Origin of the sequence: Sphingomonas sp. GM_Shp_2, from assembly GCF_026540875.1 — a bacterium.
In the GTDB taxonomy this organism is placed as follows: Bacteria; Pseudomonadota; Alphaproteobacteria; order Sphingomonadales; family Sphingomonadaceae; genus Sphingomonas; species Sphingomonas carotinifaciens.
The window spans coordinates 1-22772 of the sequence record NZ_JALNUQ010000045.1 but is presented as its reverse complement, the minus strand read 5'-3'; the positions used below and the strand labels follow the sequence as shown (position 1 = coordinate 22772).

Below are 22772 nucleotides of genomic sequence, written 5' to 3'. Positions count from 1 at the left end.
GGCTTCGCCGCGGTGCCCCCCTCTCCCCGGAGGGGAGAGGGTTAAGTGGTCAGGCGTCTTGTTTCGCCAGCCATTCCTCCAGCCACTTGATCGTGTACTGGCCGTCCTGGAACTCGGGATCGTCGAGCAGCGCCTGGTGGAGCGGGATGGTGGTCTTCATCCCCTCGATCACGAACTCCTCCAGCGCGCGGCGCAGGCGGCGGAGCGCGCCGTTGCGGGTGGCGCCGTAGACGATCAGCTTGGCGACCATGCTGTCGTAATAGGGCGGCACCTTGTAGCCCTGATAAAGGCCGCTATCGACGCGGACGTGCATGCCGCCCGGTGCGTGATAGACCTTTACCGTGCCGGGCGACGGCGCGAAGGTGCGCGGGTCCTCGGCATTGATGCGGCATTCGATCGCGTGACCGCGGAACTCGACATCCTGCTGCTCGAAGGTCAGCGGGCGCCCCTCGGCGATCTGGATCTGCTCGCGCACCAGATCGAGGCCGGTGATCATCTCGGTAACGGGATGTTCGACCTGAAGGCGGGTGTTCATTTCGATGAAATAGAACTCGCCGTCTTCCCACAGGAATTCGATCGTGCCGGCGCCGCGATAGCCCATATCGGCCATCGCCTTGGCGACGACGCCGCCCATCCGCTCGCGCTCCTCGGCGGTGATGATCGGCGAGGGGGCTTCCTCCAGCACCTTCTGGTGCCGGCGCTGGAGCGAGCAGTCGCGCTCGCCCAGGTGGATCGCCTTGCCGTTGCCGTCGCCGAAGACCTGGAATTCGATATGCCGGGGGTTGCCCAGATATTTTTCCATGTAGACGGTGGCGTCGCCGAACGCGGCCTTCGCCTCCGAGCCGGCCTGCTGCATCAGCGTTTCGAGCTGGTCCTCGGACGGCACGACCTTCATGCCGCGACCGCCGCCGCCCGATGCCGCCTTGATGAGCACGGGATAGCCGATCTCGGCGGCGAGCGCCTTGGCCTCCTCGACATCAGTGATCGCGCCGTCGGAGCCGGGGACGAGCGGCAGGCCGAGCGCGCCGGCGGTGCGCTTGGCCTCCACCTTGTCGCCCATGATGCGGATATGCTCGGGCTTGGGGCCGACGAAGATGAGGTTATGCGCCTCCACGATCTCGGCGAACTTGGCGTTTTCCGACAGGAAGCCATAGCCGGGGTGGATTGCGTCCGCGCCGGAGATTTCGGCCGCGGAGATGATGTTGGGGATGTTGAGGTAGCTGTCGCCGGCAGCCGGCGGGCCGATGCAGATCGCCTCGTCCGCCAGGCGGACGTGCATCGCATCGGCGTCCGCGGTGGAATGCACCGCCACCGTCTTGATTCCCATTTCATGGCAGGCGCGGTGGATGCGCAGCGCGATCTCGCCGCGATTGGCGATCAGGAGCTTCTTGATCGAGCGCACGAGGCTTACTCGACGACGATCAGCGGCTGGTCGAACTCGACCGGCTGGCCGTTCTCGACCAGCACGGCGGTGACGGTGCCGGCCTGGGGCGCGGTGATCGGGTTCATCACCTTCATCGCTTCCACGATCAGCAGCGTGTCGCCGGCGGCGACCTTCTGCCCGATGCTGGCGAACGGCTTGGCGCCCGGTTCGGCCGAAAGGTAGCAGGTGCCGACCATCGGCGAGCGGACCGCGTTCGCGCTGGTCGCAGGCGCCGAGGCGCCGATTTCGGCGGCGACGGGCGCGGCCGGTGCCGGTTGCACCGCGAGCGGCGCGGGGGCCGGCGCGTAATGCGCATGGGCAGCGGCGATGGGAGCGGCCTTGCGCGCGACGCGGATCTTGCGATCGCCATGCTCGACCTCGATCTCGGTCAGGGCGGTGGCATCAAGAAGTTCGGCGAGCTGGCGGACAAGGTCGACATCGACCTTCATGGCCTGTTCAGTCTGTTCGGTCATGGCGGCGGCTCCTGTCAGAAGCGGGCGGCGGCTTCAAGCGCCAGCAGGTAGGAAAGCGCGCCGAAACCGGCGATTGTGCCTTTTGCGGCACGCCCGACAAAGCTGTGGTGACGAAATTCCTCCCGCGCGTGCGGGTTGGAGAGGTGGACCTCGATCACCGGAGTCGTGACCGACTTGATCGCATCGTGGATCGCGACCGAGGTGTGGGTGAAGCCGCCGGCGTTCAGCAGCACGGCGCGCGCCTTGTGCGCCTGCGCCTCGTGCAGCCAGTCGACCAGATGCCCCTCATGGTTCGACTGGCGCAGGTCGATCTCCAGCCCCAGTTCGCGGGCGCGGTCCTCCAGCATGCCGGCAATGTCGTCCAGCGTGTCGCGCCCGTAGATTTCGGGCTCGCGCAGGCCGAGCAGGTTGAGGTTGGGGCCGTTGAGGACATAGACGATGTCGGCCAAGGGCGGGTCCTTCACGTTGCCTGATTGCTGATCCGCTACCTATATGGGGATGAACGCGCCGCCAAGGCCGGCCCCAAGATTGGAACCATCATGCCCCATACCGACGGAACCGTGACCATCAGCGTGAATGGCGAGCACAAGCGTGTGGCGGCGGGGCTCAGCCTCGCCGATCTGGCGAGCGAGCTGGGGCTGGTACCCGAGAAGGTGGCGGTGGAGCGGAACATGGAGGTGGTGCCGCGCTCGACCCTGAAGGACGTCTGCGTCGAGGATGGCGACGATATCGAGATCGTGCATTTCGTCGGCGGTGGCGATCACGTGGCACCCGTGACCGAGGACAGCTGGAGCGTGGCGGGACGCACCTTCCGCTCGCGGCTGATCGTCGGCACCGGCAAGTACAAGGATTTCGCGCAGAACGCCGCGGCCGTCGAGGCGAGCGGGGCGGAGATCGTGACGGTGGCGGTGCGCCGGGTGAACGTGTCCGACCGCAATGCGCCGATGCTGACCGACTATATCGATCCCAAGCGGATCACCTACCTGCCCAACACCGCGGGCTGCTTCACCGCGGAGGATGCGATCCGCACGCTGCGGCTGGCGCGCGAGGCGGGGGGCTGGGACCTCGTCAAGCTGGAGGTGCTGGGCGAGGCCAAGACGCTGTACCCGGACATGGTGGAGACGATCCGCGCGACCGAGATCCTGGCCAAGGAGGGATTCCAGCCGATGGTCTACTGCGTCGACGATCCGATCGCGGCGAAGCGGCTGGAGGATGCGGGGGCGGTGGCGATCATGCCGCTGGGGGCGCCGATCGGGTCGGGGCTCGGGATACAGAACCGGGTGACGATCCGGCTGATCGTGGAAGGGGCGAACGTGCCGGTGCTGGTCGATGCGGGCGTAGGGACCGCGTCGGATGCGGCGGTGGCGATGGAGCTGGGGTGCGACGGCGTGCTGATGAACACGGCGATCGCCGAGGCGAAGGACCCGATCATGATGGCATCGGCGATGCGGGCGGCGGTGGAGGCGGGGCGCCTGTCGTACCGCGCGGGACGGATGGGACAGCGCCGCTATGCCGACCCGTCGAGCCCGCTGGCCGGCCTGATCTGAATCAAGCCATCACGGAACCGTATCGGGGTCGATCCGTTTTCCTGTCACGAGTTTTGCGACACCATGTCGGTGTCGCCGCATAATGGAGGCAGGAATGGGCGAGCTGACCGACAAGATCAAGGGCAACATTAACGAAGCCGTCGGCAAGGTGAAGGAAGCGATCGGCGATCACCAGAACAACCCGGAACTGAAGGCCGAGGGCCAGGGCCAGCAGGTCGAAGGCAAGGGCGAGCAGTTCAAGGGCAAGGTCAAGGGTGCGCTTGGCGACGACATCTAAGCCCCGACTGTTGAACAGTTGACGGAGCGGCCGTCCCGGATATGCCGGGGCGGCCGTTTTGTTATGCGCGGGTGTCTTGTGCGCAGGGATGGCGGGGGGGCGGCGATGACGCGATCGGTTGGTCAGGATGATGTTAAGCATTTCGCCGGTAACGGTGGGGCGATGGAAATGTCGCAAACCTTCGGCCGGGTCGGCGCCTGTGTCGCCTGTCGATCCGGCGACGCGCGTGATTTCGCGCTGTCGATGGCCTTTCAACCGATCGTGGACCTGCGCACGGAGCGGACCTGGGCCTATGAGGCGCTGGTTCGGGGGCGTGACGGCGCGGGGGCGGCCGAGGTGCTGGGGCGCGTCACCGACGCGAACCGCTATGCTTTCGACCAGCAATGCCGGGTGGCGGCGATCGAATGCGCCGTGGCGGCGGGCCTGCTGGCGGATGGCGCAAAGCTGTCGATCAACTTCCTGCCCAATGCGGTGTATTCGCCAAAGGCCTGCATCCAGCTGACCCTGAAGACGGCCGCGGCGAACCACCTGCCGATCGACCGGTTGATGTTCGAATTCACCGAAACCGAGCGCATGGCCGATGCCGCGCATGTGCAAAACATCATCGACACCTATCAGGCGATGGGCTTCGTGACCGCGCTCGACGATTTCGGCGCGGGCCATGCCGGGCTGGGCCTGCTCGCCCGCTTCCGGCCCGATTTCATCAAGCTGGACATGGAGTTGCTGCGCGGCATCGACAGCAGCGCGCCGCGCCGGATGATCGTGGAAGCGATGGTGGGGCTGTGCGCGAGACTGGGTGTGACGGTGATCGCCGAGGGGATCGAGACGCGCGGCGAACTGGATGCGGTCCGCTCGCTGGGGATCGACCTGGTGCAGGGCTATCTGCTGGCGAGGCCCGCGTTCGAGGCGCTGCCGGGCGTCACCCTGCCGGTCGCCGCCTGATCGCGGCCAGCGTGGCGGCGGGGGTGATCGCCTCCACATCCGTCCGGCAATGGAGGAGGCGGACGCCGCGCTGCCCCTGTGCACGCGCCACCGCGGGGGCGAAATCCTCCGTCTGCTCCACGGTTTCCGCCCAGCAGCCATAGGCGCGCGCGAGGGCGGCGAAATCGGGATTGGCGAGGCGGGTGGCAGCGACGCGGCCGGGATATTCCCGCTCCTGATGCATGCGGATCGTGCCATAGGCGCCGTTGTCGACGATGATGACCAGCATCTGCGCATCATGCTGGACCGCGGTGGCCAGTTCCTGTCCGTTCATCAGGAAGCAGCCATCGCCGGCGAGTGCGACCACCATGCGATTCGGGCGGCGCAGCGCGGCGGCGACCGCGGCGGGGACGCCATAGCCCATCGCGCCGGCGGTCGGCGCAAGCTGCGACCCGGGGCCGGCATAGGGCCAGTAGCGATGCCACCAGCCCGAATAATTGCCGGCGCCGTTGCAGATCATCGTGTCGGCGGGAAGCGCCTCGCGCATGGCCGCGACGCAGGGGCCGAGGTCCATGGCGACGCCCTCGCGCGGGGCGGGTGTGGACCAGCGTTGGTATTCGGCATGCGCCTCCGCCGCGGCAGGGGAGGGCGCAGACGGCGGCTCGGCCGCGGCGAGTGCGTCGGCAAACTCCCACATGCCCGCACAGACCGCGATGTCGGCGCGGTAGGCGCTGTTCAGTTCGGCGGGATCGGGATGGACGTGGATCAGCGTCTGGCCGGGATGGTCGGGGTTGACGAGGGTATAGCCATCGGTGGTCGCCTCCCCCAGCCGGGGGCCGACGACCAGTAGCAGATCGGCGGCGCGGACACGCTCCACCAGCCGGGGATTGGGCCCGTAGCCGAGATTGCCGGCCCAGACCGGTGCCGCGTTGTCGATCGCGTCCTGACGGCGAAAGGCGGCCGCGACGGGCAGGCCCCATTTGCGGGCGAACCCGGCAAAGGCGGCACTGGCCGCACTGTTCCAACCGGCGCCGCCGATGATGGCGAGCGGGTTGCGGGCGGCGCGCAGCTGCTCCAGCACCGGCGCGACGGATGGGGGGAACTGGTCGCAGCGCTCGACGCGGGGCCGATCCGTCGCCTCGACCATGTCGCACAGCATATCCTCGGGCAGGGCGAGAACCACCGGGCCGGGGCGCCCGTTCATCGCGGTGGCATAGGCTCTGGCGACATATTCGGGAATGCGGCGGGCATCGTCGATCCGTGCCGCCCATTTGGCGATGGGCGCGAACATCGCCTGGAAGTCGATTTCCTGAAACGCCTCGCGGTCGCGGGTGCCGCGGTCGACATCACCGATGAACAGGATCATCGGCTGCGAATCCTGCCGCGCGACATGGACGCCGATCGATGCGTTGGTGGCGCCGGGACCACGCGTGACGAAGGCGATGCCGGGGCGGCCGGTGAGCGTGCCGTCCGCACAGGCCATGAAGGTGACGCCACCCTCCTGCCGGCAGGTGACGAGATCGATCGCGGGCGTATCGTGCAGCGCGTCCAGCACCGCGAGAAAGCTTTCGCCCGGCACCGTAAAGATGCGGTCGCATCCTTGCGCCAGAAGCGAGTCGACGAGGATGCGGCCACCGGTACGCTTGGTCATGACAGGCAGCCTAGCGCGGCAGCCGGGCCGCTGCCAAGCGATGGGTTGACCGGGATCAGGCCCGCCGCCTAACGCGGGCACAAACGAGAGGGACCAGCATGCGCAAACTCTATCCCGATGCGGCCGCAGCGCTAGACGGATTGCTGTTCGACGGCATGACGATCTGCGCGGGCGGGTTTGGCCTGTGCGGTATTCCGGAACGGCTGATCGACGCGATCCAGGCGGCGGGCACCACCGGGCTGACCATCGCCAGCAACAATGCCGGCATCGATGGCGAGGGGCTGGGCAAGCTGCTCCGTACCCGTCAGGTCAAGAAGATGATCTCCAGCTATGTCGGCGAGAACAAGGAGTTCGAGCGGCAATATCTGAGCGGCGAGCTGGAGGTGGAATTCTGTCCGCAAGGCACGCTTGCCGAGCGGTGCCGGGCGGGGGGCGCGGGCATTCCGGGCTTCTACACCAAGACGGGCGTCGGCACGCTGGTGGCCGAGGGCAAGGAGGTGAAGAGCTTCGACGGGGAGGATTACATCCTGGAGCGCGGCATCCGCGCCGACCTGTCGATCATCAAGGGATGGAAGGCGGACGAGGCGGGCAACCTGATCTTCCGCAAGACCGCACGCAACTTCAACCAGCCGATGGCGACCGCGGGCAAGATCTGCGTCGCCGAGGTCGAAGAGGTGGTGCCGGTGGGCACGCTGGACCCCGATCAGGTGCACCTGCCGGGCATCTATGTAAAGCGGATGATCGTCGGCAGCCCGTACGACAAGAAGATCGAGTTCCGCACCGTGCGCGAGCGGCCAGCGGCGTGACAGGCAAGGCGCGGATCGCGATCGGCGCCGCTGCGGCGGTGCTGCTCGCCGGCTGTGCGTCACGGCGCGCCGAGCCGGTGGTGGCGCTGCCCAAGCCGGGACAGACCTATCAGGTCGACGGGCAGACGCTGACGATCACCGGAATGACCGCGCTGCCCTCGCCCGGCGGTGCCGCGGTGGCGGCCCCGGTGGCGCCGGCGGGCGCGCCGGCACAATTCCAGTATCTCTACGGGTCCGGCGAGGGTGCCGCGATCAGCGTGCAGGCGTGGAACGACCTGGTCCGCTATGTGCGCGATACGGTGAAGGCGCGGCCGGCGGACAGCGTGGTGCTGGCGCCGGGCGCGACGCTTTCCGATCCGCGCTATGTGGCCTGCGGGGCCAAGCCCTATGCCGCCGTGTTCGACGTGGACGAGACGGTGCTGCTGAACCTGGGCTTCGAATATGACGCGGTCGGCGGGCGTGCCTTCGACCAGAAGCGCTGGGATGCTTGGGAGCGGACGGGCGTGACCCAGGTGGCGGCGGTGCCGGGGGCCAAGATGGGGCTGGACGCACTGCGCGCGATGGGCGTGACGGTGGTGTTCAACACCAACCGCGCCGTGGGCAATGCCGCACAGACCAAAGCGGCGATCGAGGGCGTGGGGCTGGGCCCGGCGCGACACGGCGAAACGCTGTTCCTGGCGGGCGACGATGCCGGCGGGTCGAAGAAGGACGGACGGCGCGCGACCATCGCCCGGCGCTACTGCGTGATCGCCATGGGTGGCGACCAGTTGACCGACTTTTCCGACCTGTTCAACGCCGGGCTGACCCCGGTGCAGCGCCGGGCGGCCGTGATGGCCGCGCCGATCGCCGGTCGCTGGGGCGCGGGGTGGTTCGTGCTGCCCAACCCCGTCTATGGCTCGGCGCTGAAGGGCGGCGTCGACGACATCTTTCCGCCAGCGGTTCGCTGGACACCCGCAGGGGAGCAATGACATGGCATGGGATCGCAACCAGATGGCCGCGCGCGCGGCCGGGGAACTCCGCGACGGCTTCTACGTCAATCTGGGCATCGGCATTCCGACGCTGGTCGCCAACCATATCCCCGACGGGGTCGAGGTAACGTTGCAGTCCGAAAACGGCATGCTGGGCATCGGCCCGTTTCCCTATGACGACGCGGTCGACCCCGACCTGATCAACGCCGGCAAACAGACGATCAGCGAGCTGCCGCAAAGCGCCTATTTCGGGTCCGAGCAGAGCTTTGCGATGATCCGCGGCGGGCATATCGACCTGACCGTGCTGGGCGCGATGGAGGTCGCGGAAAATGGCGACATCGCCAACTGGATGATCCCGGGCAAGATGATCAAGGGGATGGGCGGCGCCATGGACTTGGTAGCGGGCGTCAAGAAGATCATCGTGGTGATGGAGCATAACGCCAAGGACGGCAGCGCGAAGTTCATCCCCGCCTGCACCCTGCCGCTGACCGGGCGCAACGTGGTGGACATGATCGTCACCGATCTGGCGGTGTTCCAGCGCCCCGATCACGACAGCGCGTTCCGCCTGATCGAGCTGGCGCCGGGCGTGACGCAGGAGGAGGTCGCGGCGAAGACCACGGCGGCCTATGAGGTGGCGATCGCGGCCTGAGGGGAAGCGGGGGACGCGCAACATGGGCGGCGATTTCCGCAACATACTTGCGCCGCCCCTTGGTTCGGCGCGCGATTTGCGTTAACGGGCGGCCATCATGGCCACCTATCCGCAGACCCTGTACGAAAAGATCTGGGCGTCGCATGTCGTGGAACGGCGCGACGACGGCACCTGCCTGCTCTATATCGACCGCCACCTCGTCCATGAGGTGACGAGCCCGCAGGCGTTCGAGGGGCTGCGCGCCGCCGGGCGCCGGGTGCGGCGGCCCGAACTGACGCTGGCGGTGCCGGACCACAACCTGCCGACGACGCCGCGCACCGATGCCGCCGGGCGCCTGCTGCCGATCGCGGATCCGGAAAGCGCGCAGCAACTGGATGCGCTGCGCCGGAACACCGCCGAATTCGGCATCGACTATATCGACGCGACCGCCGCCGAGCAGGGCATCGTCCATGTCGTCGGGCCGGAACTGGGCTTCACCCTGCCGGGTACGACACTGGTGTGCGGGGACAGCCATACCTCCGCGCATGGGGCGCTGGGCGCGCTCGCCTTCGGGATCGGCACGTCGGAGGTGGAGCATGTGCTCGCCACCCAGACGCTGCTGCTGTCGCCGTCGAAGACCATGGAAGTGCGCGTCGAGGGCACGCTGGGCTTCGGCGTGTCGGCCAAGGACGTGATCCTGGCGATCATCGGGCGGATCGGGGCGGCGGGCGGCACCGGCCATGTCATCGAATTCACCGGCAGCGTGATCCGCAACCTGTCGGTCGAGGGGCGGCTGACGATCGCCAACATGTCGATCGAGGGGGGCGCGCGCGCCGGCCTGATCGCGCCGGACGAGACGACCTTTGCCTATCTCAAGGGGCGGCCGATGGCGCCCAAGGGCGCGGACTGGGAGCGTGCGGTCGATTGGTGGCGCACGCTGCCGAGCGATGCGGGCGCGCGCTACGACCGCAGCGTGGTGCTGGACGCGACCGATATCGCCCCGGCGCTGACCTGGGGGACGAGCCCGGAGGATGTGGTGCCGATCACCGGGATCGTGCCCGATCCCGACAGCTTTGCCGATCCGTCCAAACAGGCGGCGGCGCGCAAGTCGCTGGAATATATGGGGCTGACACCCGGCACCGCGATGCAGGACATCGGCGTGCAGCATGTCTTTATCGGCAGTTGCACCAACAGCCGGATCGAGGATCTGCGCGCTGCCGCCTCGGTGGCGAACGGGCGGCACGTGGCGGACGGGGTGCGGGCGCTGGTGGTGCCCGGCTCGGGGCTGGTCAAGCGGCAGGCGGAGGCCGAGGGGCTGGACCGCATCTTCGTGCAGGCCGGGTTCGAATGGCGCGAGCCGGGCTGTTCGATGTGCCTGGCGATGAACCCGGACAAGGTGCCGCCGGGCGAGCGCTGTGCCTCCACCTCCAACCGCAATTTTGTCGGTCGGCAGGGTCCCGGTGCGCGCACGCATCTGGTATCGCCCGCGATGGCCGCCGCCGCGGCCGTCACCGGACGCCTTGCCGACGTCCGTGAATTGATGGGAGAAGTGTGATGAAGCGCGTTCTTGTTCTGCTGGTCGCCGGTGCCGTGGCCAGCGGCGTGGCCGCCTATACCGCCGGCGTGGCACGACCCTCGGCGAGCGTCGCCGCGAAGCGCTGAGCCATGGAACCGGTCACTGCCGTGTCGGGCACCGCCTATCCCTGGGGTGCCAAGAACATCGACACCGACGTCATCATCCCGGCACACTGGCTGAAGACGATCACCCGCGCGGGCCTGGGCCGCGGCGCGTTCGAGACGGTGCGCGCACAGCCGGGCAACATCTTCGACGATCCGCGCTATGCCGGCGCGCCGATCCTGATCGCCGGCGACAATTTCGGGTGCGGGTCGAGCCGCGAACATGCCGCCTGGGCACTGGCGGACATGGGCGTGCGGGCGGTGATCGCGCCGTCCTTTTCGGACATCTTCTCGGGCAACGCGTTCAAGAACGGCATCGTGCCCGTCGTCCTGCCGCAGGCGGCGATCGACCGGTTGGTCGAGGTGGCGCGCGAGCAGCCGATCACCGTCGACCTGGAATCGATGACGGTGACCACGCCGTTCCAGGATCGCTTCCCCTTCGAACTGGATGCGTTCCGGCGCCGGTGCCTGATGGAAGGACTGGACGAGATCGGGCTGACGCTGGCACAGGATGAAGCCATTGGCCGGTTCGAAGGGACGATGGACGATCATCGCCCGTGGATCGCCGGGAGGAGTGGCTATGCGGGCGTTGCTGTCGCGGAGTATCGGCGGACCTGACACGCTGGAGCTGGCGGACCTGCCCGACCCGGTGGCCGGGCGCGGCCAGGTGGTGGTGCGTGTCCATGCCTGCGCGATCAACTATCCGGATGTCCTGATCATCGAGGACAGGTACCAGATCAAGCCGCCGCGCCCCTTTGCGCCGGGTGGCGAGATTTCCGGTGTGATCGAGGCGGTCGGCGAGGGCGTCGAGGGCTGGACGGCCGGCGAACGGGTGCTGGCGGTGACCGGGTTCGGCGGCCTGGCGGAGCGGGTGGTGGTGGATGCGCCGCGGCTGTTCGCGCTGCCGGCGGAGCGCGATTTTGCCGAGGGTGCGGCGTTGCTGCTGACCTATGCCACGGTCATCCATGCGCTGGTCGATCGCGGAAGGCTGCGCGAGGGGCAGACCTTGCTGGTGCTGGGTGCGGCCGGTGGCGTCGGGCTGGCGGCGATCGAACTGGGCAAGGCACTGGGGGCGCGGGTGGTGGCCGCGGTATCTTCGGAGGAAAAGGCCCGGGTGGCCCGGTCGGCGGGCGCGGACGACACGCTGGTCTATGGCCGGGCGCCGTTCGACAAGGACCAGTCGCGCGCACTGGCCGATGCGTTCAAGGCGGCGACGGGCGGACACGGCGCGGATGTGATCTTGGACCCGGTCGGCGGCGATTATGCCGAGCCGGCGCTGCGTGCGATCGCCTGGGAAGGGCGCTATCTGGTGGTCGGCTTCCCGGCGGGTATTCCGCACCTGCCGCTGAACCTGACGCTGCTGAAGAGCTGTGATGTGTGCGGCGTGTTCTGGGGCGCGTTCGCGGCGCGCGATCCGGAGGCCAATCGGTCGCATGTCGCGACGTTGATGGCATTATGGGCGGAAGGTAGAATCGCGCCGCGGGTGACCGAGCGGTTCGCGCTGGAGGATGGCGGGCAGGCGATCGCCCGGTTGGCGGCGCGTGGCGCGACGGGAAAGCTGGTCGTCGAACTGGCCTGACGCGGCCGCAAGCGGCTCAGGCGACGGCAAGCACCAGGGCGACGATCGCGGCCCATAATGCCAGCGAGATCAACGCGCCGAAGGCAAAGCCCACCATGACCGGCGGCGAGTGGTTGAGCGCGGGCGCGGGGCCGAAATGGCGGGTCATGGTCTCTCTCCTTTGGTGTCGTTGTGGACATCCCGTATCTAACATACCGGTGAAATGGACCTTGGTTCCACCCTTCGTCGCATCGCCCGCGCCTGCGCATGGCAGGCGTTGCGTCCGGCCCCCGTGCCCCCTATCTCGCCGGTAGAGTGAAAAGGGGACCGCCGCATGACCATGTTCGACGATCGTGAGCGCGCCGAGGAGGCGAAGTTCGCGCGGGATCAGGAAATGCTGTTCCGCATTACCGCCCGCCGCAATCGCCTGGTCGCGCAATGGGCGGCGAAGCAGATGCAACTGACCCCGGCGGAAACCGACGCCTATGCCAAGGCGGTCGTGCAGGCCGATTTCGAGGAAGCCGGCGACGAGGACGTGATCCGCAAGCTGGTCGGCGACCTGACCGCGGCGGGGGTGGAAGCCGACGAGCCCACCGTGCGCCGCGCGCTGGAGGAACAGGCGGTTGAAGCCCGCCGCCAATTGATGGAAAGCCGCTGAACCATGCCGATGGCCGCAGACGATATCGCCACACTGATCCGCGCCGGCATTCCCGATGCCGAGGTGGAGATCACCGACCTGGCCGGTGACGGCGATCATTATGCCGCGCGGGTGACCGCGGCCAGCTTTGCAGGCATGAACCGCGTCCAGCGTACCCGCGCGGTCTATGCCGCGCTGGGCGATCGCATGGGCGGCGAACTCCACGCGCTTCAACTTACCACTGCACTCCCCCAAGGATGATCGACATGACCGACGACACCCAGGCCCGCATCGACGCGCTGGTCAAGCAGAACCCCGTAGTGCTGTTCATGAAGGGCAGCCCGCTGTTTCCGCAGTGCGGATTTTCCAGCCGCGCGATTGCGATCCTGAACCACCTGAACGTCGAATTCGAAAGCGTCGACGTGTTGCAGGACCAGGGCATCCGGCAGGGGATCAAGACCTATTCGGACTGGCCGACCATCCCGCAGCTTTACGTCAACGGCGAGTTCGTCGGCGGATCGGACATCATGATGGAGATGTACGAGAGCGGCGAGCTGGCGCAGTTGTTCGAAGGCTCCGACGCCGCGAACTGACGATGAACGGGGCGGGTGCCGATGGCATCCGCCCTTTGCTTTCGGGGGCAAAGGATGACCGAGCTTCCACCCCGGCCCGCGGGCGAGGACGACCGCCGCGCGCGCGAAGCGCTGCTGGCGGCACTGCGCGTGGTGCGTGACGATCGCAAGGCGCTGGACGCCTGGCGGAACCGCGGCAAGGAGTGCCGTATCCTACGATAGGATAGCGACCGGAGCATCCGGGCTGTGGCCGCCGCCCGGCATTGACTACGCTCGTAATCGATGTGATTACATGCGTAGTCGATGAGAGGAGCGAGTCGTGGCCGAGCGCATCAGCGATGCCGAACATGCGGTGATGGAGGTGCTGTGGGACGACGCGCCGCTCACCGCGCAGGACGTGGCCGAACGGGTGGACCCCGACCGTGGCTGGAGCGCCAACACCGTCAAGACGCTGCTCGGCCGGCTGCTCGCCAAGAAGGCGATCGTCCATGAGGAGGATGGTCGCCGTTACCTGTATCGGCCAGCGGTGGCGCGTGGCGACTATGTCGAGGGCGAGTCGCGGCGGCTGATCGACCGGCTGTTCGGCGGCCGCCTGACCCCGCTGGTCGCGCATCTGGCCGAGCGCGATGCACTGAGCGCGGACGACATCGCCGAGATCGAAGCCCTGTTGAAGGAGCTGAAGTCATGATCGCCTGGATCGTCGAAGCCCTGATCGCCTCCACCCTGTTGATGGCGATGGTGTTGATGGTGCGTCGGCCGGTGCGCCGCGTATTCGGGCCGCAGATCGCCTATGCGCTGTGGGCGCTGCCCGCGCTGCGGCTGATGCTGCCGCCATTGCCCGCCGAATGGCGCAGTCATGTCGCCATGCCGATCAGCCGCGCGAGCGAGGCGGTGAGCGGACTGGTGCTGCCGGTCAGCGAGGCGACGCCGGCCGCGACGGCGGCGATCAGCGCGCCCGAGGCGGCGGCCGTGCCGTGGACGCTGATCCTGTGGGGCGGCTGGGCGCTGGGTGCGGCGGCGTTCTTCCTGGTGCACCTGATGCGGCATCGCCGCTTCTGCCGCCGCCTGCTGGGCGATGCGCGGATGGTGGACGAGGTGGACGGCGTGCGCGTGATCGAAAGCGCGGGCGCCTCCGGGCCGCTGGCGTTCGGGGTCGGGCGCCGCTTCGTGGCGTTCCCGCGCGATTTTGCCGAGCGCTACGACGCCGATGAGCGCGAACTGGCGCTGGCGCACGAACTGGGCCATCATCAGCGCGGCGATCTGGCGGCGAACTGGGTCGCGCTGGGCGTGCTGGCGATGCACTGGTTCAACCCGCTGGCGTGGCGGGCTTTTCGCGCCTTTCGCTGCGACCAGGAACTGGCCAACGACGCACTCGTGCTGGCCGGGCGCAGCCGCGCGGATCGCCACATCTATGCCTGTGCCATTGTGAAGGCGGCGCATGGCGGTGCGATCTCGGCGGCATGCCACCTGCATACGATCAGCGACCTGAAGGGGCGGCTGAAGATGCTGTCGAACACGCGCCTGTCGCGCACGCGGTTGATGACGGGGGCCGCGGCGGTGGTGGGCGTCGTCACCACCGGGTTGTTTGTGACCGCATCGGGGACGCAGGCCGCGGCCGCCGTGACCCGCCGGATCGAGGCGGCGACGGGCGTCACGCTGACGATGATCGACCGTGCACCCGCGATCGCCGCGCCGGCAACGGTGCCGACCCCGCCGCCGGTTCCCGCGGTCAAGCAGGGCCGGACGCATGTCGTGATCGTCAAGGACGGCAAGCGCACCGAATATGAGGGCAAGGCGGCCGAAGACTATCTGGCAAAGCATCCGGCCCCGATCCCGCCCGTGCCGCCGGCCATTGCCGTCATGCCGGCAGTGCCAGCGGTGCCGGCCGTGCCGACCACACCATCCATGGCCCATCTGGCAAACCCGCCGATGCCGCCAATGCCCGCGATGCCGCCGATGCCGAACGTTCCCCAGGTGGTCGAGCGGAACTGCGGCCTAGGCATGGGCGGATCGCGCCGCGAGATGGTGATCCAGTCATCCAAGGGCGGCAAGCGCACGATGGTAGTCTGCACCAACCGCATCGAGGCGGCCGCCGCCGAGGGCGCGCGGGTTGCCGCCAAGAGCAAGGCGATCCGTGCCCAGGCCATGGCCAGTGCGCTGGCCAGCCTCGACACCGCGCGCGCCAGCATCCGTGCCCAGCGCGACATGAGCAGCGAGCAGCGGCGCGCGGCGCTCGCCGGGATCGACGAGGCGATGGTCGAGATGCGCAGCGAGATGGCGTCCAACGACGAGTGAGCGCGGCACCGGGGGCGGCGGGCTTGCGTCCGGCGCCTCCGCTTGCCACATCGCCGGGCATGGCAGAGCATCCGACCGGCCTCCCGATCCAGCTCGAGCCGCTGGTCACGCGCATATTGGCGCCCAATCCGTCCGCCTTCACGCACACGGGCACGCAGGTGCATCTCGTCGGCAGCGAGGATCTGGCGGTGATCGATCCCGGCCCGGACGATCCCGAACATCTGGCTGCGCTGGTGGCGGCGATCGGCGGGCGACGGGTGGTGGCGATCGTCATCACCCACCACCACCGCGACCATAGCCCGGCGAGCCGGCCGCTGGCGGCGATCACCGGCGCCCCGATCGTCGGGGCGGCCCCCTTCGGGCCGAGCGATGCCGGCGCACGATCGGATGCGGCGTTCGATGCGGACTATGTGCCCGACCGGGTGCTGGGTGAGGGCGAGCGGGTCGCCGGCACCGGATGGACGCTGGAGGCGGTGGCGACGCCGGGGCACACCTCCAACCATCTGGCATTCGCCCTGATCGAGACGGGCGCCTTGTTCTCGGGCGATCACGTCATGGGATGGTCGACCACCATCGTCTCGCCCCCCGATGGCGACATGACCGCCTATATGGCCAGCCTGGAAAAGCTGATGGAGCGGGGCGACCGCATCTATTATCCGGGGCACGGCGAGGCTGTGGAAAATCCGCGGCGGCTGGTCCGCGGCATGCTGGGCCATCGCCGGGCGCGCGAGGGGCAGATATTGCGGCTGTTGCGCGCCGGGGGGCATGAGGTGCCCGCGATGGTCGCGCGGATGTATGCAGGGCTGGACCGCAAGCTGTGGCCGGCGGCGGCACGTTCGGTGCTGGCGCATCTATACGATCTGCGAGGCCGCGGACTGGTAAGGGAGGAAGGCGAGACGTGGACGATCGCAGCGTGAGTGCGACCCCGACGCGGGGCGGGGGCATTGCCGCGTTTCTGGCCAAGGCGGCGGGCGTGGTCGTCATCCTGGTGCTGGCGGTGCTGATCGCGATGTGGGGCATCCAGCGTTACGTGACCGAGCGGCTGACCCCCGATCCAGTGACGATCGCGCGGGCCAGCCTGGAGGGAATGCGCGAGCAGAACCGGCTGTCCGCCTTTGCCGCGCGCTATGTCGCGGTGGTGACCTCGCAACAGGCGCAATACGGCTTTTCGACGGAAAAGACGCTGATCATGCCGGGCACCGTCCGCTACGAGGTCGATCTGGGCAAGTTGCAGCAGCGCGATGTGGCGTGGGACGCGAACACGCGCACCCTGTCGGTGACGCTGCCGCCGGTCGAGATCGACGGTCCGCAGGTGGAGCTGGGCGCGATCAAGGAATATGGATCGGGGGGCCTGCTCACCACCTTCACCGATGCCGAGAAGCGGCTGGACGCGGCGAACCGCAAGGCGGGGCTGGCCGAACTGGTGCGGCAGGCACGCGATGCGACGCCGATGCGGCTGGCGCGGGACTCGACGCGGCGGGCGGTGGAGCGCAGTTTCGCGATGCCGCTGCGCGCGGCGGGCGTCGATGCGCAGGTGAAGGTGCGCTTCGCCGACGAGCCGACGCCGTCGACCGAACGCTGGGACACCTCGCGTTCCGTGGAAGAGGTGCTAGGGAACGCATCATGACCATTCAGACGAATCTGACCGGCCTGGACCTCCGCGCCGAGATCGACCGCCTCCGTCGCGAGCGTAACGCCGTGATCCTGGCGCATTATTACCAGAAGCCCGAAATCCAGGACATTGCCGATTTCGTCGGCGACAGCCTCGATCTCAGCCGCAAGGCGCAGGCGACGGATGCGGACGTGATCGCCTTTTGCGGCGTGCGCTTTATGGCGGAGACGGCCAAGATCCTAAGCCCCGACAAGGTGGTGATCCTGCCCGACATGGATGCCGGGTGCAGCCTGGAGGATAGCTGCCCGCCCGAGCAGTTCGCCGAGTTTCGGGCCCGGCATCCCCACCATATCGCGCTGACCTACATCAACTGTTCCGCGGCGGTGAAGGCGCTGTCCGACGTGATCGTCACGTCGTCGTCCGCGGAGACGATCCTGGCGAAGATCGATCCGGCGCAGAAGATCATCTTCGGGCCGGACCGCAATTTGGGCGGCTATCTGGCGCGCAAGACGGGGCGCGATCTGCTGCTGTGGCCGGGGGTGTGCATCGTGCACGAGGCGTTCAGCGAGACCGAGTTGCTGAAGCTGAAGGCGCAGTACCCGACCGCGCCGATCGCCGCGCACCCCGAATGCCCGGCGGTGATCCTCGACCACGCCGATTATGTCGGGTCGACGCGCGGCATCCTGGAATATGCCGCCACCGTGACCGGCGACACGCTGATCGTCGCGACCGAGCCGCACATCATCCATCAGATGGAAAAGGCGATGCCCGGCAAGCGCTTCATCGGCGCGCCGGGGGCGGACGGCAACTGCAACTGCAACATCTGCCCGTACATGGCGCTGAACACGATGGAGAAGCTCTACATCGCGCTGCGCGATCTGGAGCCGCGGATCGAGATCGAGGAAGGGCTGCGGCTGAATGCCAAGAAGAGCCTGGACGCGATGCTGAGCCTGGCGAGCGGGACGGTGGGGCTGGGCGATCTGGGCCCGGCCAAGGTGACCGGCGACTGATGCGTCAGGGGCGGGCGAGACGCACGCGGGTGGGCGCGTTGCGGTTCACCGACAGCTGCCCGTCCCGTTCCCGGATCTCGGCGATCTGCAACACGGTGCGGCGGCCCCAGTCGGGGTTTCCCCGCGCCTCCGCCTCGCCGGACTGGTGGACGAAGTAGATCAGATAGGCGCGGTCGCCGGACACGATCACGTCCGGATGCTGCCCCTTGGCGCGGTCGGTGGGGGCGGTGCCGGGATCGCCGAGGATATGGCCGGGCTGCCGGGTCCAGTGCACGCCGTCGTTGGAGCGGAGGACGAGCAGGCCCTGCCATGCGTCCGAGATCAGCCACCAGCGGTTCTTCCAGCGGAACGCCTTGGGGCCCTCGCCAGGCGTGTCGACGACCGTGTCGCGGACCGTCCAGTTGGTCAGGTCCGCACTGTCGGCATAGCGGATCGCCTTATTGCGGCGCTCGTCGTTGAACCACAGGCGATAGCCGCCGGTGGGAAGCGGCAGGACGCTGGCGTCGATCACCCGGTCCGAGCCGAGGTCGAGCCGGTCGGCACAGGTCCAGCGCGCCAGATCGTCGCTGGTCAGATGCTGGATGAAGCGGGGGTGGTTCCAGTCGCGGAAGATGCCGGGGACGACCGTGACCCACATGTGCCAGCGTCCGTCGATCCGCTGCACTTCGGGGGCCCACAGCGTCTCGCCCGTGCAGGCGCGGGGGATCGCCGCGGTGCCGGCGTAGCGCCAATGCGCGCCGTCCCTCGACCGCGCGATGCCGATCGCGGTGCCATGGACCCAGCGCACGTCCTGCTCGTCCGCCAGCGGCAAGGTCGCGCGGCGGTTGGTATAGAACATCACCCATTCTTTGGCGCTGGGGTCATACGTCGTGGAGGCGTCGGCGGCGCCGTCGTGGACGGGATCGCGGTAGAGGGGCCTGGGGGCGACGGGGGCGCTGCCAAGAAGGGCGAGGGCGAGCGCGATCATTTCGCCGCGACCGGGTTGCGGCCCCAAAGCTGGTCATAGCGCCAGCCGGACAGATCCTCGACGATGCGGCCGGTATCGGGGGTCGCAGGGCGGGTGCCGCCGGCGCGCAGCCGTTCGATCTCGTCAAGCAGAACGGCATGGGTGGCGGGCGTCAGGCGGAACCGGGTGGAGACAAGCGCGCCGAAGACGAGCATCGCGATGGTGCCGAGGCCCAGGACGCCGACGATGGCGGCGATCGCGGTCGGGCTCTGCACGCTGGCCTTCGACACGAAGCCCGACGCCTGCATGACTTGGCCGACGAGGATGACGGCGGCGGCCTGGCTCATCTTGCGCACGAAGGTCATGACGCCGGCAAAGGCGCCCTCGCGCCGGCGGCCGGTGACGATCTCGTCGACATCGGCCATGTAGTTGTACGTCGCCCAGGGGATGTAGTTGAGCGCCCCGCGGCCGAGGCCGGCAAAGACGACGGGGAGCCAGAACAGCGCCGAGGTCGCGGTATAGCCTGCCATATACATGCCGAGGAAGATCAGCACGCCGATCGCAAAGCTGAGCGTGGCGAAGCGGTAGGCGGCGGCGGGCGACAGGCGCAGCGCGAAGTTAATCGCGATGACGACGGCGACGAGCTGGACGATATAGGTGACACCGACCAGTTGCCCGACGATCGCGGTCGAGCCCGCAAGCGCGAAGATCACGAAATAGGTGAAGGCCGCGTTGTAGATATCCTGGCTGATATAGCCGCCCAGATACATGCCGAGATGCAGCCGGAAGGCGCGGATGCGCAGCGTGGAGAACAGGTTGCGGTAGAGCGCGGCAAAGGCCGCACCGAGCGTCGGCCGGTCGCGCTCCTCGGCAGCGGCGAGTTCGGGCGGGCGCTGCCGTTCCCAGCTGAAGGTGTAGAGAAGGCCGGCGGCGATCATGAACAGCACCGAGAAGATGATGCCCATGTAGAGATAGGTGTCGGGCGAATCCGGCCCCAGCCAGCCGATCAGCCAGGCCGGCAGAAACGCGGCGGCGATGGCGGAGCATTGCCCGCACAGGATACGCGCGCCGGCGAACTTCGCCTTGGTCCGGTAATCGGTCGCCATCTCGCTGGCGAGCGTCTCGTAGGGGATGATCTCCATCGCATAGACCATCTCGAACAGGACATAGGTGACGAGATAATACCAGAAGCTTTGCCCCGCGACCCACATGATCGCGAAGGAAGGCAGGAGCGGGATGGCGGCCAGGATGAAGAAGCGGCGCCGGCCGAAGCGCCGGCCGAGCCAGGTGCGACCGATATTGTCCGAGACATGGCCGATCAGCGGGCTCGTGAACGCATCCAGCACGCGCGCGACGCCGAAGATGATCGTCGCCTGCGCCGCGGACAGGCCGCAAAAGCTGGTATAGAAGATCAGGATCCAGGTGGAGATGACCGCCATCGAGCCGGCGCCCATGACGTCGTTCGCGCCGTAGGTAAGCAGCGTGTACCAGCGTACCGGGCGGGTGGGGGCGGTGGGCAGGATCGGCCGGGCGGCGATGGGATCGGTGGCCATCTCGATTACTCGCTTTTGCCGTCGCCCTCACCCTTGCGGCGCCTTGGCGCCTCCCTGCCCGGTGATGCGGAAGGGAGCCGAGCGGCGCGGCCGGTCGGGCAGGATGAGGGCGGGGTCGTCAGATATAGGTGCGCAGGAACTCGGCCAGGGCGACCATCGCGAGGCTCTGGCCATAGGGCATCGAGGTGAGGGCGATGTCCTTGTAGAATTGCTGCGTGTCGCCCATCGCGGTGCCGAAGCTGACCTGTTTCAGCTCGCCGGCGTCATCGATGTTGGCCAACACGCCGCGGATCGCCCGGATGCCCACCGCCTCGTAATGGCGCGGCAGATAGCCCTTTCGCACGGATTTCAGGATACCATAGGCGAAGCCGGCGGTGGCCGATGCCTCCAGATAGCTGGTCGGGTCCATCACCAGCGTGTGCCACAGACCGCTGTCGTCCTGCGTCTCGGCCAGCGTCTTCACCTGCGCGGCCAGCGTGTCGATCAGGAACAGGCGCAGCGCATCGCCTTGCGGCAGATCGAGGATCTCGATGATTTCCGGAATGGCGATCGTCACCCAGCAATTGCCGCGCGCCCATAAGGCCTCGGCAAAGTTATGCCGGCCGCCGAAATCCCAGCCGTGGAACCACAGCCCGGTCTTCTTGTCGAACAGGTATTTGATGTGGACGAGGAACTGTCGCTTGGCTTCCTCGATATAGTGCGGCCGGTTGAGCAGCAGCCCGATCTTGGCGAGCGGGAGCACCGACATCATCAGCGTGTCGTCCCACAATTCGCCGGGATTTTCGTCGTTGTAGACGATGTGCTGAAACCCGCCATCCTCGGTCTTGGGCAGGCCGTCGGCGGCCATCAGCCATTCCGCCCAGGTATCGAGATAGGGGATGTAGCGCGGATCGGGTTCGTGTTCGTAGAGATAGGCGAGCGTGATGAACGGGGCCACCGTGTTGATGTTCTTGGTGGGCGTGCCCTCGGCGAAGCGATCCTCGAACCACTGCTTGATGATGGCGAGCGCGGCCTTGTCGCCGGTCTGCTCGTAATAGCGCCACATGCCGAACAGGCCGACGCCGTGGGTCCATTCCCAGCCGGCCCAGCCCTTGGTGTCGATGATGCGGCCATCCTCCAGATGGAGCAGGAAGGCACCGGTCTCGTCCTTGATGTTGACGAGATTGTTCATCAGCTTGCCGATCGCCTCGGTGATCGTCTGCCGGGGAATGTCGTGGGTAAGGGCGGCCAATCTATTTCTCCTGCAGGATGTCGGCGGGGCGCATGGGGGCGGCGACGGAGCGCACGGCGATGCCGCCGCGCACGTTGCGCATGGTGACGAGCTTCACCGGCTCCAGCGCGTTGCCGGGGGCGCCGTCGCTGGTGACGGCAAGCGCGATGGTGTTCGCGCCCTGGTGGTTGAGGATGCCTTCCGGGATCGGAAACACGCGCTGCGGCCCGACATGCGCGATGAACTGGCCCATGTTCCAGCCGTTGACGAAGATCAGGGCACGGTAGCGCGCGACGGAACGGGGGCTGGCGGTGTCGCCGAACGCGATGCCGATGGTGGCGTCCTGCCCTTTGGGTACGGCGAGGTCGAACCGGGCACGATGCCAGGTGGTACCGGGGGCCTGCGCCGCATCCGCGCGCCAGCCCGCATCGTCGAAGCCCGGCAGATGCCAGCCGCGTCGCTCGCCATATTGGCCGCCATTGTTGGCGGGGCCGCGCGCGGGGTCGGGCAGGTCCTCGCCACCGGCCTTGCCCTGGATCTTCCACGCGATCGGCACGCCGAAGCTGCGCCCGCCGGGTGCCTGAAGCGAGGCGGAGATCAGGCCGCGCGCTTCCTTGTGGAAGTCGTCGCTGTCCAGATCCCAGTTGTGGCCGTTGTTGCGGACCATGATGCTGATGACATGCTCGCGTGCCTCCTGCGCGGCGGCGGGCAGGTCGAACTGCGCGACCCCGGTGGTGATCGGGCGGGGAAGGCCGGCGGGCAATTCGTGCTGGCCGACGAACCGGCCGTCCATCCAGACCTGTATCATGCCCGATCCGCCCGCGCCGTAGAACAGCGCGAGTTGACGCGCATCGGGCGTGCCGGTGAAGTGGCCGCGATACCAGACATCGCCGTCGTGAAAGCCGTAGGCGTCCATCAACAGGTTCGGCTGGCCATCGGGTCGCGCGGTGATGCTGGCATAGGGCTTGTCGCCGGCGACCTGCCATGCCCCGTCGTCGAAGCCGGGTT

At 67.9% G+C, this 22772-nt stretch carries 27 protein-coding genes; 18 read left to right on the top strand and 9 right to left on the bottom strand.

Annotated elements, in window-relative coordinates:
• Positions 1-49: 49 nt before the first annotated feature.
• From accC to aroQ, 3 genes are read right to left on the bottom strand one after another with little or no spacing between them, the layout of a single operon-like run.
• Positions 50-1402: an acetyl-CoA carboxylase biotin carboxylase subunit gene (gene accC, locus OXR08_RS14485; protein WP_267350950.1), complete on the bottom strand. Its 1353-nt coding sequence runs from the start codon at positions 1400-1402 to the stop codon at positions 50-52.
• Between the two features lie 5 nt (positions 1403-1407).
• Complete coding sequence (gene accB / locus OXR08_RS14480; RefSeq protein WP_112382360.1) at positions 1408-1896, bottom strand: acetyl-CoA carboxylase biotin carboxyl carrier protein; 489 nt, start codon at positions 1894-1896, stop codon at positions 1408-1410.
• 14 nt (positions 1897-1910) lie between these two features.
• A complete protein-coding gene (aroQ, locus tag OXR08_RS14475) occupies positions 1911-2345 on the bottom strand; it encodes a type II 3-dehydroquinate dehydratase (protein WP_112382641.1) in 435 nt (144 codons plus the stop codon).
• Positions 2346-2435: 90 nt separating this feature from the next.
• On the opposite strand from aroQ, the gene thiS reads away from it, so the two are divergent.
• The 3 genes from thiS (at position 2436) to OXR08_RS14455 (ending at position 4662) form a co-directional block, all read left to right on the top strand.
• The gene (thiS, locus tag OXR08_RS14465) at positions 2436-3443 is read left to right on the top strand and encodes a sulfur carrier protein ThiS (RefSeq protein WP_276589524.1); all 1008 of its coding nucleotides are present in this window, start codon (positions 2436-2438) and stop codon (positions 3441-3443) included.
• Positions 3444-3537: 94 nt separating this feature from the next.
• On the top strand, positions 3538-3720 hold the full coding sequence (locus tag OXR08_RS14460; RefSeq protein WP_112382359.1) for a CsbD family protein: 183 nt from the start codon (positions 3538-3540) through the stop codon (positions 3718-3720).
• Between the two features lie 243 nt (positions 3721-3963).
• A complete protein-coding gene (locus tag OXR08_RS14455; protein ID WP_267350964.1) occupies positions 3964-4662 on the top strand; it encodes an EAL domain-containing protein in 699 nt (232 codons plus the stop codon).
• Here the strand turns inward: OXR08_RS14455 and OXR08_RS14450 are convergent.
• Positions 4640-6292, bottom strand: coding sequence for a thiamine pyrophosphate-binding protein (locus OXR08_RS14450; RefSeq protein ID WP_267350948.1), 1653 nt, complete (start codon positions 6290-6292; stop codon positions 4640-4642). The two genes, OXR08_RS14455 and OXR08_RS14450, sit on opposite strands and share 23 nt — an antisense overlap.
• Positions 6293-6390: 98 nt before the next feature.
• Here OXR08_RS14450 and OXR08_RS14445 point away from each other — a divergent pair, with 98 nt between their 5' ends.
• The 6 genes from OXR08_RS14445 (at position 6391) to OXR08_RS14420 (ending at position 11950) form a co-directional block, all read left to right on the top strand.
• Positions 6391-7098: a CoA transferase subunit A gene (locus tag OXR08_RS14445; RefSeq protein ID WP_267350946.1), complete on the top strand. Its 708-nt coding sequence runs from the start codon at positions 6391-6393 to the stop codon at positions 7096-7098.
• 143 nt (positions 7099-7241) lie between these two features.
• A complete protein-coding gene (locus OXR08_RS14440) occupies positions 7242-8066 on the top strand; it encodes an HAD family acid phosphatase (protein ID WP_267350962.1) in 825 nt (274 codons plus the stop codon).
• Between the two features lies 1 nt (position 8067).
• Complete coding sequence (locus OXR08_RS14435) at positions 8068-8715, top strand: 3-oxoacid CoA-transferase subunit B (protein WP_267350944.1); 648 nt, start codon at positions 8068-8070, stop codon at positions 8713-8715.
• A gap of 97 nt (positions 8716-8812) precedes the next feature.
• Positions 8813-10249 (top strand): 3-isopropylmalate dehydratase large subunit, encoded by a 1437-nt coding sequence (gene leuC / locus OXR08_RS14430; RefSeq protein WP_267350942.1) that lies wholly within the window; start codon positions 8813-8815, stop codon positions 10247-10249.
• A gap of 110 nt (positions 10250-10359) precedes the next feature.
• On the top strand, positions 10360-10989 hold the full coding sequence (leuD, locus tag OXR08_RS14425; RefSeq protein WP_112382354.1) for a 3-isopropylmalate dehydratase small subunit: 630 nt from the start codon (positions 10360-10362) through the stop codon (positions 10987-10989).
• The gene (locus OXR08_RS14420; protein WP_267350940.1) at positions 10952-11950 is read left to right on the top strand and encodes an NADPH:quinone oxidoreductase family protein; all 999 of its coding nucleotides are present in this window, start codon (positions 10952-10954) and stop codon (positions 11948-11950) included. Before leuD ends, OXR08_RS14420 begins: the two co-directional genes overlap by 38 nt.
• Before the next feature lie 16 nt (positions 11951-11966).
• Here the strand turns inward: OXR08_RS14420 and OXR08_RS14415 are convergent, their stop codons facing one another.
• Complete coding sequence (locus OXR08_RS14415) at positions 11967-12098, bottom strand: hypothetical protein (protein WP_260173122.1); 132 nt, start codon at positions 12096-12098, stop codon at positions 11967-11969.
• A gap of 165 nt (positions 12099-12263) precedes the next feature.
• Here OXR08_RS14415 and OXR08_RS14410 point away from each other — a divergent pair, with 165 nt between their 5' ends.
• From OXR08_RS14410 to nadA, 9 genes are all read left to right on the top strand, one after another.
• Positions 12264-12587, top strand: a complete 324-nt coding sequence (locus OXR08_RS14410; protein WP_112382353.1) for a DUF1476 domain-containing protein — start codon at positions 12264-12266, stop codon at positions 12585-12587.
• A 3-nt stretch (positions 12588-12590) separates the two neighbouring features.
• The gene (locus tag OXR08_RS14405; RefSeq protein ID WP_149681557.1) at positions 12591-12827 is read left to right on the top strand and encodes a BolA family transcriptional regulator; all 237 of its coding nucleotides are present in this window, start codon (positions 12591-12593) and stop codon (positions 12825-12827) included.
• 5 nt (positions 12828-12832) lie between these two features.
• Positions 12833-13159, top strand: a complete 327-nt coding sequence (gene grxD / locus OXR08_RS14400) for a Grx4 family monothiol glutaredoxin (RefSeq protein WP_112382636.1) — start codon at positions 12833-12835, stop codon at positions 13157-13159.
• A 54-nt stretch (positions 13160-13213) separates the two neighbouring features.
• Complete coding sequence (locus OXR08_RS14395; protein WP_267350935.1) at positions 13214-13360, top strand: hypothetical protein; 147 nt, start codon at positions 13214-13216, stop codon at positions 13358-13360.
• Positions 13361-13457: 97 nt separating this feature from the next.
• Positions 13458-13826 carry a BlaI/MecI/CopY family transcriptional regulator gene (locus tag OXR08_RS14390; RefSeq protein ID WP_112382351.1) on the top strand — a complete coding sequence of 123 codons (369 nt, stop codon included), beginning with the start codon at positions 13458-13460 and terminating at the stop codon, positions 13824-13826.
• Positions 13823-15433, top strand: coding sequence for a M56 family metallopeptidase (locus tag OXR08_RS14385; protein WP_267350933.1), 1611 nt, complete (start codon positions 13823-13825; stop codon positions 15431-15433). The genes OXR08_RS14390 and OXR08_RS14385 overlap by 4 nt, the downstream gene beginning before the upstream one ends.
• Before the next feature lie 59 nt (positions 15434-15492).
• Complete coding sequence (locus OXR08_RS14380; RefSeq protein ID WP_267350931.1) at positions 15493-16350, top strand: MBL fold metallo-hydrolase; 858 nt, start codon at positions 15493-15495, stop codon at positions 16348-16350.
• Positions 16332-17060 (top strand): DUF4230 domain-containing protein, encoded by a 729-nt coding sequence (locus tag OXR08_RS14375; RefSeq protein ID WP_267350929.1) that lies wholly within the window; start codon positions 16332-16334, stop codon positions 17058-17060. Before OXR08_RS14380 ends, OXR08_RS14375 begins: the two co-directional genes overlap by 19 nt.
• Positions 17057-18055 carry a quinolinate synthase NadA gene (gene nadA / locus OXR08_RS14370; RefSeq protein WP_267350927.1) on the top strand — a complete coding sequence of 333 codons (999 nt, stop codon included), beginning with the start codon at positions 17057-17059 and terminating at the stop codon, positions 18053-18055. Before OXR08_RS14375 ends, nadA begins: the two co-directional genes overlap by 4 nt.
• A 4-nt stretch (positions 18056-18059) precedes the next feature.
• Here nadA and OXR08_RS14365 read toward each other — a convergent pair whose 3' ends face one another.
• The 4 genes from OXR08_RS14365 to OXR08_RS14350 form a co-directional block, all read right to left on the bottom strand.
• Positions 18060-19022, bottom strand: coding sequence for a family 43 glycosylhydrolase (locus OXR08_RS14365; RefSeq protein WP_267350925.1), 963 nt, complete (start codon positions 19020-19022; stop codon positions 18060-18062).
• A complete protein-coding gene (locus OXR08_RS14360) occupies positions 19019-20554 on the bottom strand; it encodes an MFS transporter (RefSeq protein ID WP_267350923.1) in 1536 nt (511 codons plus the stop codon). Before OXR08_RS14360 ends, OXR08_RS14365 begins: the two co-directional genes overlap by 4 nt.
• Before the next feature lie 118 nt (positions 20555-20672).
• Entirely contained in the window at positions 20673-21785 is a 1113-nt protein-coding gene (locus OXR08_RS14355; RefSeq protein WP_267350921.1) for a glycoside hydrolase family 88 protein, read from the bottom strand.
• Position 21786: 1 nt separating this feature from the next.
• Positions 21787-22772 (bottom strand): beta galactosidase jelly roll domain-containing protein (locus OXR08_RS14350; protein WP_267350919.1); only part of this gene is annotated, 986 nt, incomplete at its 5' end.